The organism is Micromonospora sp. KC207 (genome assembly GCF_004348615.1).
Lineage (GTDB): Bacteria > Actinomycetota > Actinomycetes > Mycobacteriales > Micromonosporaceae > Micromonospora.
Map to the genome: position 1 here is coordinate 1 of NZ_SMKJ01000197.1, position 13,610 is coordinate 13,610.

5 protein-coding genes are annotated in these 13,610 nt (G+C 68.2%); all 5 read left to right on the forward strand.

All coding sequences use genetic code 11. The features are described from left to right. A partial coding sequence (locus E1258_RS22225) for a hypothetical protein (RefSeq protein WP_207919669.1) occupies window positions 1-665 on the forward strand: 665 nt, incomplete at its 5' end. Then, window positions 662-2,071, forward strand: a complete 1,410-nt coding sequence (locus E1258_RS22230; RefSeq protein WP_132404520.1) for a restriction endonuclease subunit S — start codon at window positions 662-664, stop codon at window positions 2,069-2,071. The genes E1258_RS22225 and E1258_RS22230, both read left to right, overlap by 4 nt. Window positions 2,072-2,073: 2 nt before the next feature. Then, window positions 2,074-6,222, forward strand: a complete 4,149-nt coding sequence (locus tag E1258_RS22235) for a serine/threonine protein kinase (RefSeq protein WP_132404522.1) — start codon at window positions 2,074-2,076, stop codon at window positions 6,220-6,222. Continuing rightward, window positions 6,222-7,820 carry a hypothetical protein gene (locus E1258_RS22240; RefSeq protein WP_132404524.1) on the forward strand — a complete coding sequence of 533 codons (1,599 nt, stop codon included), beginning with the start codon at window positions 6,222-6,224 and terminating at the stop codon, window positions 7,818-7,820. Before E1258_RS22235 ends, E1258_RS22240 begins: the two co-directional genes overlap by 1 nt. Then, complete coding sequence (locus E1258_RS22245; protein ID WP_132404526.1) at window positions 7,817-13,267, forward strand: ATP-binding protein; 5,451 nt, start codon at window positions 7,817-7,819, stop codon at window positions 13,265-13,267. The genes E1258_RS22240 and E1258_RS22245 overlap by 4 nt, the downstream gene beginning before the upstream one ends. Window positions 13,268-13,610 lie beyond the last annotated feature (343 nt).

Below are 13,610 nucleotides of genomic sequence, written 5' to 3' on the forward strand. Positions count from 1 at the left end.
CCCCCCGGATGCCCCCACCCATGCGTGACGTGATCTTCCTGGTCGCCGACGGCTCGATGCAGCAGCTGCTGCACGGATTCCTCGGGCGACCCGAGTTCCACCGAAGCGTGGGCTGCCAACGGTTCGCCTTCGACCCGCGCGACGATGTGTTCGTCTCCCCCACCAAGGATCCCGGGGTCTACCGGCAAGGGCCGGAGCTGCTGCGCAGATACCGGCGCAGCCACGACCGTGCGGTGATCATGCTGGACAACGACTGGCAGGGCACCCCCGGGCCGGAAAAGATCTACAACGATCTCAACCAACGGATGCGCGACACCTGGGCCGAGTTCGCGGTGATCGTGATCGAGCCCGAGCTGGAGGCGTGGGTCTGGCAGGACAACCCCCGAGTCGCCCAGGCACTCAACTGCCCAGCCAACTTCCGGCAGATCCTGGCCGACAGCGGCCACTGGCCGCGCGACCGGGCCAAACCGGCGCGACCGAAGGAAGCCCTCGAACATCTGCGCAATCGCTACCGCGACCTGCGCCGCGACGGGTACAAGGTGGACCGCTCACCGGCGCTGTTCAAGCGCCTGGCGGCCGGCATCTCCGTCAGGGGCTGCGTCGATCCGGCGTTCCTGAAACTGCGCGATACGCTACGTGACTGGTTCCCCGAGGAGGAGCTGTGAAGCTGGCCAGCCCAGACAATCCCGTCCAGGCGAGCTGGCTGGCCGAGCAGGGGTTCCGCCTCGACCCGGGGCCGTACGTCTCCGACGCCTACGCCGCCCGCAAATACCTGCACCGGATGCCGCACAGCGAGCCGCTGCACTCGGTCACCGCACGGGTCTTCCACGCCGGCCGAGTGACACGCGAGTGGACCACCGACCCGGCGCACGGGGTGCCGTTCCTCGGCAGCGCGGACATCTTCGAGGCCGACCTGGCCAACCTGCCGATGATCACCAAGCGGTCATTCGAGAAGAACCCGAAGCTGCCGCTGGAGCCGGGCTGGACCTTGGTCACTCGCTCCGGGATGACCGCCGGCCGGGTCACCTACGCTCGGCTCAGCATGGCCGGTGCGGCGTGCAGCGAGGACGTTCTCCGGGTGGTGCCGGACCTCGCCCGGATCCCGGCCGGCTACCTCTACACCTTCCTGGCCAGCCCGTTCGGCATCCCGGTGATCAAGGGCGGCATCTACGGCACCAGCGTCAAGCACATCGAGCCGAGCCACATCGCCGACCTGCCGGTGCCCCGCTTCGGTGGCGGCGTCGAGCAGCGGATCGACGCCCTGATCACCGAGGCGATGCAGCTGCGGCAGCACTACGAAGACGGGGTACGGGAGGCGACCCGAGATCTCTTCGTCAGCGCCAGCATCCCCGAGTTGCTCGACCTGCGCTGGCACGACCGGGAGCGTGACCTAGGCTTCACCATCGAGCGGCCCACCGCTCTGTCCCTGCGGGCCCTCAACTACTCCCCCCGCGCCCGCCGCCTACATGACCTAATCTCCCAGGTCCCGCATCGCACCCTTGGCGACATCTGCGCTGGTGGGCTTCTAGCTCGCGGAGGCCGGTTCAAGAGAGTTGACAGCGACAAAAATCACGGGATAAAGCTGATCAACCAGAGACAGGGATTCTGGGTCCGACCAGAAGGAAGATGGATTTCGCTTTCCGAGAAGGATCTCAACGAGACTACGGTGAACGACGAGACCAGCCTTGTCGCTGCGACGGGCACCCTCGGCGAGACGGAGGCGTTCTGCAGAGCAATCTTTGTTACTGCAGGTTGGACAAAGAATGCGTATTCCGACCATTTCCTGCGCATTAAGTCGGGGGATACCTCGTTCCCCGACCCCTACCTTTTTGCCTACCTCCGGTCTGAACCAGTGTTTCGCCTACTGCGTTCCATGGGCGCAGGAGGGAAGCAACAAGATATTCATCCCATACTACGCGCCGCTCTGCCCGTACCGGCGTGCACGGCGGCGGACCGGGAGCGGATCGCTGGGGTTGTGCGGCAGGCGTATCGTGACCGCGACGATGCGGACCGCAAGGAGGACGAGGCGTTTGCTCTGCTCGACAAGGCGGTGCGAGAGGCGGCTCGCTGATCGTGGCTGAGATCGTTGGTGGGTCCACCCCGGCCAACGACGGGGAACGCCGGGTCATCGCGCACCTGCGGGACAACGCTCCCGGCGACTGGTTCGTGCTGCACAACATCGAGATCCCGGTGCGCGGCTCCGCATACGAAGTGGATCTCGTGGTGGTGACCACCCGCGCGGTGCACCTGATCGACGTGAAGGGCACCGCCGGGCGGATCGACGTCGCCGGCGTCCGGTGGTATCCGCAGGGTCGCGACTCGTTCGCCTCGCCGGTGCGCAAACTTCGGGGGCACGCCAGGGCACTCAAAGGCATGTTGGAGCGAGCCCGACCCGAGCTGTCCCAGGTCTACGTGGGCCATCTGGTGGTCCTGGTCGGTCGCGACGCCCGGCTGGTCGACCCAAGCGACCGCCCCGACGCCGACGCCATCGACGTCGTCGACCTACCCGGCCTGATCCCGGCCCTCGACGACCCGGCCCGGATCCGGGCCGGCATGATCCGCGACATCCGATCTGATCAGCCGACCGTCCTCAACGCCCTGGGTAGCGGGGTCCGGCGCCGCACCGGGCCGCGACACTTCGGCAACTGGCAGGTTTGCGAACGGCTCGGCGGCGACGAAGAGGTCACCGAATATCGGGCCCGCAACGCCACCTTCGCCGCGTCGGAAACCGTGCTGCTGCGGGTCTACCGCGCCGACCCGTTCCTGCCCGCCGATCAGCGGGCGGCGCAGCGCCACGCGATCGGCAACGCGTACGAGGTTCTGACGAAGATGCCGTCGAGCCCGCACATCGTAGGCCGGCGCGACTTCTTTCCCACCGACGACGAAGGACAGTTCGTCCTCGTCCTCGACGACGTCAACGGCCAGCCACTGACCGTGCACCTGACCGACCCACGGCAGGCGCTCAGCGCCGACGTACGGCTGCGGGTCGTCGCGGACATGCTGCGTGGGCTCGCCCACGCGCACACCCATCGGGTGCTGCACCGGGCGTTGGCCCCGGCGTCGGTGCTGGTCACCCGGGAAAACCGGGGTGTGCTCACCGGGTTCGACTACGCCCGGCCGCAAGGGCCACGGGACCACTCGGTGATCGACCGGTTGGCCGACGTGCTCGACCCGGCCTACGTCGCCCCCGAATGCCAGCGGCGGGCCCAGGCGATGAGCCCGGCGTCCGACGTGTACGCCGCCGGAGTGATCGCGTACCGGTTACTCACCGGCGAGCTGCCGTTCGCCACCACCGACGACCAGACCCGCCGGGGCAGTGTGCTGCCGCCGCAGGTGATGACCGCTGCCGGGCTCAGCCCAGCGCTGGCCGCGCTGCTGCGCCGGATGTGCGCGTTGGCGCCATCGGCGCGGCCGACCGCCACCGAGGCCCTGCGGGACCTGGCGTGGCTGATCCGACCGGGCAACACCAGGCGGGCTGAGGCGACCTCCGCGCCGACGCCGCCGCAGCCCGACTTCCGGGACCTGCCGCCGGGCTATCAGCTGACTCACAAGTTCACCATCCGTCGCCGGCTCGGCAAGCCGGGCTCCTACGGCACCGCCTACCAGGCGTACGACCGTCTTGCCGGCCTCGACCGGGCGGTGAAGATTGTGCACCGTGACCGGGATTCGGTGGTCGAGCGGCTGCGGGTCGAGTATCAACTGCTGTTGCGGCTACCGGCGCATCCCAGCGTGGTCAAGGTGGAGAGCGCCGACTTCCTCGACGGCGGCGACATCCCGTACCTGGTCTTCGAATACGTCGACGGTCAGCAGGTCGCCGACCTGGTCAGTCAGCGGGCGCTGGGGCCTGCGGACACCGTGCGGCTCGGCGTCGATGTCGCCGACGGGCTTGTCTACCTGCACGAGAACGGCATCTACCACTGCGACATAAAGCCCGCGAACCTGCTGCGGACCGACAACGGCTGCAAGATCATCGACTTCAACGTGGCGGTCTCCGACGACTCCAGTCTGTCGCGCACCGGTGGCACCGCCCGCTACGCCCCGCCGGACTTCGCCACCGGCGGGCCGGTCACCCGCGCCGACCTCATCGACCGGGACGTCTACGCGCTCGGGCTGACCCTCTACGAGGTGCTGACCGGCCAGTGGCCTTTCTCGGATCGCGCCGCCACCATGGGTCGACGGCCCGACGACCCGCGCCAGGTGCCTGGGCTCGGCAACCTCTCCGCGCGGCTTGTCCACACCCTGTCGACCGCCATCGCCCCGCTGCGCAGCGAGCGGTACACCAGCGCCCAGCAGCTACGCGACGCGTTGCGCGACCTCGGCGACCAGGTGTTCGAGCCGGTGCGATCGGAGCCCGCCGACCCGGTGCTCCCGCCGCCCACGCCGTCGTCGGCCGGCAGCAACCCGTTCGTCGGGCACCTGCAAACGCTCTACAGCCAGAGCGTCCGGAGCAACGCCGGCACCCGCGCCGGCGGCAACCCGGCGTTCGACCTGTACGTGACCACGGCGCTGGACGACAGGCTCACCCCCGACGTGTTGGCCGGCACCTACCGGCTGGTGGTCATCACTGGTAACGCTGGCGACGGCAAGACCGCCTTCCTGGAACGGCTGTTGACGGTCGCCACCAAGGACGGGCCGCGCACACCCGTGCGGCGCAGCAACGGAGCGGACTTCGAGACCCCGACCGGCCTGGTCCTGCGGACCAACCATGACGGCAGCCAGGACGAGTCGGACAAGCACAACGACGATGTCCTGCTGGACTTCTTCGCGCCGTTCGCCGGTGCCGGCCTGGCCGGGGTCGCCGGAGAGACCCGGCTGATCGCGATCAATGAAGGTCGGCTGGTCGACTTCCTCGACACCCACCGGTCGGAGTTCCCGGCCCTGGCCGACCAGGTGCTGGCCGGTCTGCACGACCGGTCGGGCGCGCCGGCCGCCGTCACTGGTCCGGGTGCTGCTGATCCGGGTACCGCTGGTCCCGGCGGCAGTGGGTCCGGCGTCGTGGTCATCAACCTCAACCGCCGCAGCCTGCTGGACGACTCCGACGAACTCAATGGTGCGGTCTTCGACCGGATGCTGGGCCGGATGACCCACCCCCGACGGTGGGAGGGCTGCGACGGGTGCGTGCTCGTCGACAAGTGCTACGCCCGGCACAACGCCCGTACCTTCGCGCACCCGGCTATCGGGCCGAAGATCACCGCACGGCTTCGGATGCTCTACCGCCTGACCGAGCTGCGGGGCATCGCGCACATCACCGTCCGCGACGTGCAGTCGGCGCTGGCCTTCATGCTCACCTCCGGTCGCGACTGCGCGGACATCCACGAGCTGTACGCCAGCGACCAGCTCACCGAAGTGCTCGACGGCTTCTACTTCAACAGCTGGGCCGGGCCGGCCGGTGGTGCCGACCGGCTACTGAACCTGCTGACTCAGGTGGATGTCGCTGCGGTCGCCGACCCGGGCCTGGACCGCCGGCTCGACTACGTCGGACCGGACGCCGGCCGTGCCCTGATGACGGTCGACCGGCGCGGCGAATACGACCTGCAGATGCTGCAACGCCTGGTAGACGAGCTGCCACGCGGCACGGCGCTGAGCTCGGCCACCGGCCAGGCGCACCGCCGCTACCTCGCCGCCGCCCGTCGCCGGTTTTACTTCGAGTGCGTTGACGACGAACGGTCGCGACGGATGCTGCCGTACCGCTCGGCATCGGACTTCCTGAACCTGCTGGCCCGCCCGGACGAGCTGCCGTCGCGGCTGCCGGAGCTCATCGGCGCACTGAACCGCGGCGAAGGACTTGGAGACGCGGCCCGGATCGCCGACGCGTTGGCGTTGCAGGTCCGAGCGGTGCCCGACGGCAGGATCCGCAGCTACCGGCTGTTCCCCGCCGGGCAGCTGTCGTTGCGCGCGGACGGTGCGCCGCAGTCGCCCTACCTGGAGGGTGGTGCCCAGGAGCTGGTGCTGGGCTACCGGGGCGCAGCCGACCGGCACGCCGCGCTGCGGATCCGGCTCGACCTGTTCGAGCTGCTCACCCGGCTGCGGGACGGCTACCTGCCCGGCATCGCCGAACGCCAAGGGCTGCATCTCGGCCTGACCATCTTCAAGCACGAGCTGTCCGCCGCCCCGTACCAGGAACTGCTCCTCACCGTAACCGGGCGGGAGCTGTGGCGGGTGCTGCGGGAGCCAGCTGGGCAGGTCCGGATGGAGCCGGTGGCCCCGCGGGAGGAGTCGTAGTGGGGTTACACAAGGATGACAAGGAGTTCCGCCACCCGGCGGTCAGCTACCTCGACTACAAACAGCTCGACATGGACCGGGTGCTCACCGCCCTGCTGCCCCGGCTGCGGTGGAAGGGCTCGCCGAGCGTCATAGTCGGCTCGGGGGCGGATCTGAGCGTCGACGCCTTCGTCGAACAGATCGCGGAGTCTCCTGACTGGTTCGTTGGCTTCGACCCGGACGTCACCGCCCGCTGGCTGGAAACCCACCTACTCGACCTGGTCAACCGGGGCAAACCCGGCCAGGCCGTCGCCGGGCTGCGGCCACTGCATGGCTTCACCTACCGCTTCCGGGTGGGGCGCCGATCCCGGCCCTACGGTGCCGACGAACAGCTTTACTGGATGCTCCACCACGGCTCCAAGTCTCGTGAAACCGTACTGAGACTGCTGAAAGACTTCTTCTTCGCCGGCGTCGACCAGCGCGTCGGTGGCGTCGGCGACGCCACCGAGATCGACGTCGAGACCCAGACCCTGATCAACCTCTGCGAGGCCGCCAAGAGGGCCGTCACCGACCGGGAGGATCGGAGCCGGGTTCGCAAGATCTACCCACCGCTGGACACCGCCGCCGCCGAGCTCCTCACCCAGGACGTCACCCGCCTGCTCTATCACCGAGGGGTCGTCCCCCGGTCGGTGCTGGTCGACCACCTGAAGATCCTGTTCGCCTTCCACCTGGCGCGGTACCACTTCCGGATCATGAAGACGTTGCCGATCTGGACAGCCGGCGACCGCGTCGGATTCGGTGGCGGATTTTTCCTCGACGTCGCGGGCGTGCCCGGCACAGCCGCCGCCCGGCTGGCCGAAACGAGCGCCCAGGTCTGGTACGACCGAATCCCGGCGTTCGTGCAGGCGACCTTCACCGTGAAGAAGCTCGACGACTTCGGCTGGCACCTGGTGAAGATCGGCAAGCTTCGCAAGCCGGCCGGTGACATGTTCCTCGTCGAGCAGCTGTTGTCGTTGCTGGGCCCGGCGCACAAGGCCGACCGGGGCCGGTTCGCCGAAGCCCGGCTGGCCCGGGTCGTGGAGGCGGCATCCGGCGAGGACAACGGCCTCGACCCGCAGATCGCCGACCTGCTGCAGCTGAAGCTCGACCCGTTCGCCACCTACATCGAGATCATCACCGCGTACCGAATCAAGTTCCACCGTGGCTACCTGACCGACTGCCTCGACAGCCTGCTGCTCAAACACCGTCCTGGCGCGATGCTCACCCAGCCGCGTCGCGGACAGCGCCGCTTCGTGCTCGACAGCCGACTACTCGAAGTGCTCCTCCAGTTGGCCCTGCTGCGCCCCGACGGCGCCGGGGCGCTGCGGACCGCCGCGATCCGAGTCGACGAATTCCTCGCGGTGCTACGCGACCGGTATGGGCTCTACATCGACGAGCTTCCGCCAGGGGACGGCTTTGGCCAGCCCAGCATCATCGACCACCGGGCGCTTCGGGAGAACCGGGCCGCGTTCGTCGCCCGGTTGCGGGAGATCGGTTTCTACACCGACCTCTCCGATGCCTACCTCACCCAGACCATCACCCCGCGTTATCGCCTCGGGCCCGACGGAGCGCCACGATGAGCACCGGACTGCGCGAAGTCACCGACACCGACCTCGACGAAGCCCTCGAACGGGTCCTGGTGCCCCGGTTCGCCGCGCTGCTCGCCGCCCGCGCACCGGGGCACTGTGTCCGGGTGAGCGACCTCGGCGCGCCGCTGGCCGCCCAGCTGTGCCGCCGGCTACGCGCCGCGACCGGCGCCGCCGCCCAGATCCACGTCCTCGGACAACCGCCCCAGGTGTCCGACGATGTGGCGATCAGCGGCACCAAGCTCGTCGAGCTGCGCAACCCCGACGCCGACGGCCGCCAGCGCCCACCGCTGCTCGTGTTCATCCCACCCGGCACGCACGCCAGCGCCGAAGACTCCTTCGGGGTCGCCACCTTCGAGCAAAGTGAACCCGGTGACGTCTACCAGGAACTCGTCACCCGACTACAAGCCGCTCTGCCCGACGAGCTGCGCACGGCGATCGGCGAACTGTTCGGCGTGCTCGACGAGCAGGCAACCGAGCCGTACGGGGTCGTCGCCGGCTCGCTGCAGCGGGCCCGGTTCCTGCTCACCGTCGAACACAACGATCGGGACCCGCAGGCCGCTGGCGGCGCGCTGTTCGAGCTCGGGCTCATCCCCGACTTCGAGCTGTTCGCCGACCCCGCCCAGGTGCGAACCCGGGCCACCCGCAACGCCCGGACCATCCAGGCGCTCAACCGTGCCGACCGGTCGGTCCGGCAACGCGTCGTGGACCTGCGGCTCACCGATGCCGCGTTCCGCACCAAGGTGGCCGAGTTTCTGACCGACGCCGTCCGGGACACCTCCCTGGACTGGACCCGCCGGATCGTCGTCGACCGCGCCAACTGGGGACTGTCGTTTCACCGCTGGCCGCTGCCGGAGGACCGGATCGCATCGGCCGTACGCATCACCATCGACGAGCTGCCCCTGCCGCGCGCCGGCGGGCGACCTGAGCACCGCCACCACCCGGTCCTGGGCAGCATCACCGGCCAGGCTTACCTGCCAGGCGGCACATCCGGCCACAACCAGCTGCCCGTGGTCTTCGGGGTGACCCCGGACGCCCGACAGGTCCGTGGCCTGACCAGTTTCTCCGTCCAACTGATGTCCGAGGAGTCCGGCCCGACTGGAATACACACCACCGTCAAGGTCGGCACCAACCGACGGCAGACGTACAAGGCGATGCTGAAGCGGCTGCGCCCCGCCCGGCTCGACCACGGCTGGCACTACATCCGGGTCACGCCGATGGACAGCGCGGGCGTGCCGCTGCCGGTCGAGACGTCCCAGCACGCGAGCCGCCGCGACCAGCCGGAATCCGAGCTTCCGGCCAGCCACCCTGACAACGAGAGTCACCGGTTCTACGTGGTCGCCGAGAACGACCTCGACGAGCCGCCCAGCCAACCCAACAACCGCCGGACCGCCGGAGTGACCCAGGAGCTGCTCCGGCTGGCGTTCGAGGCGTCGGCGGACGGGCGGGACTGGCAGGAGGTCAGCTGCCAGCAGACGTCATGGAAGGATCCGGCCCGCACCATCGTCGAGGCCGATTTCGGCGGGCATGGCACCGCGCAGGTGCCGCTCGCTCCGATCCTCGCCGAGCTGGAACGGCAGATCCTGGCCGAGCCCACCCGGCTCGCCGGCCGTCAGTTGAGCACAGCGGCCGGGCAATCGCCCCGCCTTGTCGAGGTCGAGCATCAGCACCCACCGTTGGCTGCCTCGGAACGGCTCGACACGTTCCTCGCCACCCGGGCCGCCGTCCTGACCGCGATCAGTGGCGACGATGGCATGGTCGTCGCCGGCCGTGATCTAAGCCGGATCGACACCGCCGTACTCGCCTACGCGGAGGCATACACCGAGCTGCTCAACGGATCGCTGCACAGCACCGGGCGGATCGCTGACGCCGAGCTGACGCGGCAACTGACGACGTTGTTGCAGATCGACACCGTCGTGGTGGAGCACCAGGACATCCGGGGCAACCTGCACCAGCTCACCCTGGTCGCCCCCACCCACCCACTACGCCTGCTGTGGATGGTCACCTGGGCCCGGCTTGGGCAACACTGGCTCGCGGAAGCCTCGTCCGTCGCCCCGCTCGTGCACGCGGTAGCGGCGGGTGACAAGGACCGGGTACGGGCGGCGGCCGAGCGGTTGTTCGCCCTGGCACCGACCGGTTTCCCGCTGACCGCCGTCGGCACCGACCGCCGGCTCAGCGCCGCTACCGTCGATTTCGCCACCCACTGGGGGGTCTACCTACCGGCGGAAACGGGCGACCCGCAGACCCTGTTGGCCGACGTGGCATCGGCGCTCGGCGTGCCGGACAGTCCGAGCGCGGCCCTGACGGTCACCGCCGGACAACTCGCTGACCGGATCGAGCGCTACGTCCGGATGCACCCCTACGTCGCCACCCTGGTCCTGTGCGTGGTCAACCCGGGGCGCGCGGAGCAGCTGGCGGACACCCTCATCGAGCTGGAACGCCGCAAGAACCTTCGGCATCTCTCGTACGACCTGCGACTGTTCGCGGCAGACCCGCAGCAGACCGGCACCGGTGTGGCGCTCGCTCAACTGCTCAGCGGCGAGTGGAGCACCACCGCCGAGGCGGAGACGTTCTACACACCGACAAGCGCCGGGTTGGCGCCCAAACTCGCCGTCGCGGTGCTGCCGCTCGACGACTTCCGCTCGGCGACAAGCCGGCACACGGCACACCTCACGCTGCTTTTCGATGCCTTCAGCGGCGAAGATCTCGGTGTCGGTCCGGCCCGCCCCGACTCGACAGCACCGGTGCACGGGCTGGTCCAGGAGTTGACCGTCGACTACGTCGACACCACCGACGGCATCGTGGCCTGGCACAAGCAGCCCCGGCACGGCCCTGGCCGGGACATTCCAGGGTCCGAGGAATACTCCGACCTGCTCACCGCACTTCCCCAGGCGATCTCGGTCGCCACAGCGACGGTTGCCACCGGCGAAGCAGGAACCGGGCTGGTGCCACGGATAACGCTGAACCTGACCGCCGCCGACGCCAGCCTGCTACATCAGGCACACCGCTGCAGCGACTGGGTCATCACCGTGGACCGGACCTTGGGCGTCGAGTACTTCGACAGCCCAGGAAGTTCCCGCCGCCCCGACTACATCATCGACTTCGCCAGCACCGGACCAGACGGCCTCGGCCACCAACTGGTGGTCAGCTCCAGGTCTGTCGACGAGCTGCGCTCCTTGCTGCGTCCAATGCTGGATCAGCACGGATTCCAGGTCGACCGCAGACACGCTGGGACCTTCTTCGACCAGCTTCGGCTACTGTCCGGCAGGCTGGCCTTCAAGATCGCGTCCACCGCACCGAACCAGCGGACCGAAGTCCTGGGCTTGGCGCTCGCCCGGCTCTACCTGTCGCACCAGGCAGTCCTGGGCGACCAGATCCTCGTCCCCCTCGACTCCCACCTGGAGCTATACCGCGACGCTCGCCGCAGAGCCGACGAGGTCGCCGAAAGCGTCGGACTTCGACGCACCGACCTTGCCCTCTTCAGTCTCGACGCGCAGCGACGCGCCATCACCTGCCGGCTCGTCGAAGTGAAGTGTCACAGCACGCTGACCAGCATCGCGGACCTGCAGAAGGTCCGAAACGAGATCACCGAGCAGCTCAGCCGCAGCAGAGACGTGCTCGCCGAGGGCTTCGACCCCGCGTACTACCAGCCCGATCGTCCTGACCGGGCGAGCCGCAACGCGGAGCTCGCCGCGTTGTTGCGCTTCTATCTCGGCCGGGCGGTCCGCCACGGCATCATCGATGGTGCCAGTGAGATCGCGGAAGAAGCTCACTGGATGTTGGATCACCTCGACTGGGGATATCAGCTGAGCTTCACCCAGACCGGACTCATCTTCGACCTGCGGGGCAGCGGAACTGACCAAGACGACGAGGGCGAGGTCGAGTTTCACCGCGTCGGCCGCGACGTCATCAGCGAACTACTCGGCGGCATCGCCACCGATCCGGTTCTGGCGGCGGCTTCGCCGACCGACACCCACTCAGAGGGGACCTTCGGAACACGTCAGTCCACCGTCGCACATCTGCCACAGGCCGCGTTCCGGGCACCTGCCCGCGACCATGTCGTGCCGCAGGGTCGGCCACCGAGCGACCGCGCCCCCGAGACCCCAAACGACCGAGACGATGCGATCACCGATGCAACGCCAACTGGGCCGGAGCCGGTGGAATCCACCGGACCAGCGGAACTGCTGGAGTCGACAGACCGGTCAGAACAGCCGGTGCCCGACCCACCGGCTCCATCGGTTCAGCCTGACATCTACATCGGCGCAGCCGGTCCGTCCCCCCAGTACGGCATCATCGGCGAGTACGGCGGGCGGCATATTGCTCTCGACCTAAACGAGACCCACACCATCAGCCTGTTCGGCGTGCAGGGCGCTGGGAAGAGCTACACGCTGGGCACCATCGTCGAAGCTGCTTCCCTCGCCACGCCACCGGTCAACCGGCTGCCGCAGCCGCTGGCCACCATCATCTTCCACTACAGTCCGATCCTGAGCTACGTACCTGAGTTCACCAGCCTGGTCGCCCCCAACTCCGACGCGACGCAGGTCCAACGTCTGCGGGACCGCTACGGCGTAGCGCCGGCCGGGCTCGACGATGTGCTGATGCTGGTCCCCGAAGACCAACTGGAGCAACGCCGGAACGAATATCCCGGCATCGAGCTGCGGGCACTCAAATTCAGCTCGACGGAGCTACGGGCCGCACACTGGCGTTTTTTGATGGGAGCGGTCGGCAACCAGTCCACCTACATCCGCCAACTCGGCCGGATCATGAAGGCGCACCGCAACAACCTGTCCATCGACGCTCTGCGCGCCGGGGTCGACCAATCGTCGTTGTCGGATCCCATCAAACAACTGGCCCACCAGCGTCTGGACCTCGCCGCCGACTACATCGACGACACGGCCCGCATCCAGGACCTGGTCCGCCCCGGTCGGGTAATCATTGTGGATCTTCGAGACGAACTGATTGAGAAGGACGAGGCTCTCGGCCTGTTCGTCGTACTCATGGAGCTGTTCTCGGAAGCCACCAGCGCCGGGCGTCGGTTCAACAAACTCGTCGTCTTCGACGAGGCACACAAGTTCATCGACAGCCCGGATCTCGCCGCCGGGCTGATCGAGAGCGTGCGAGAGATGCGACACAAGGGGATGAGCATCCTGGTGGCGAGCCAGGAACCAGCATCAGTGCCGATAGCCCTCATCGAGCTCTCCAACCAACTCATCTTGCACCGGTTCACCTCTCCAGCCTGGTTGAAGCATCTGCAGAAGGCCAACGCCGCTCTCGCCGATCTAACGCCGGCCAAGATGGCAGCGCTGGGACGAGGAGAGGCCTACATCTGGTCAGGCAAGGCGACCGACCCAGCCTTCAGCCGCAGCGCCGTCAAGGCACACATCCGGCCGCGGATCACCGAACACGGCGGCAGCACCAAGACCGCAGTCGCGGCCGACTGACCCGGAGAATCTCGCCATAACTCGGCAGATCCGTTTACTGCCGGGACGCCAGCGGTTTGATCAGCTTCTACGGAGAGTGGCTCGACCTGCTGCTGATGGCCCACACCGGACTTTCCGTGATCCACAAGGGCGCCGGTTCTCATGAACACCTACGCCGAGTAGGCGAGACCCGTTGTAGAACGCATAGCCTCGATCATTCGTGGGGCTGACGGGTTGGTGTGACCCGCCTGATTTCATCGGTGTTGATCGATGGTGATCGTGGGTGGGTGTGGTGGTGGGCCGGCTGTCGCGCCGGTGGGCGTGGTCTCCTGGGTTCCTCCGGGTTGTTGGGTCGGGGCTGGTC

What these genes read in the sequence shown, in the direction of transcription:
- E1258_RS22245 (WP_132404526.1), top strand. Translation starts at nt 7,817, where the DNA reads ATGAGCACCGGACTGCGCGAAGTCACCGACACCGACCTCGACGAAGCC.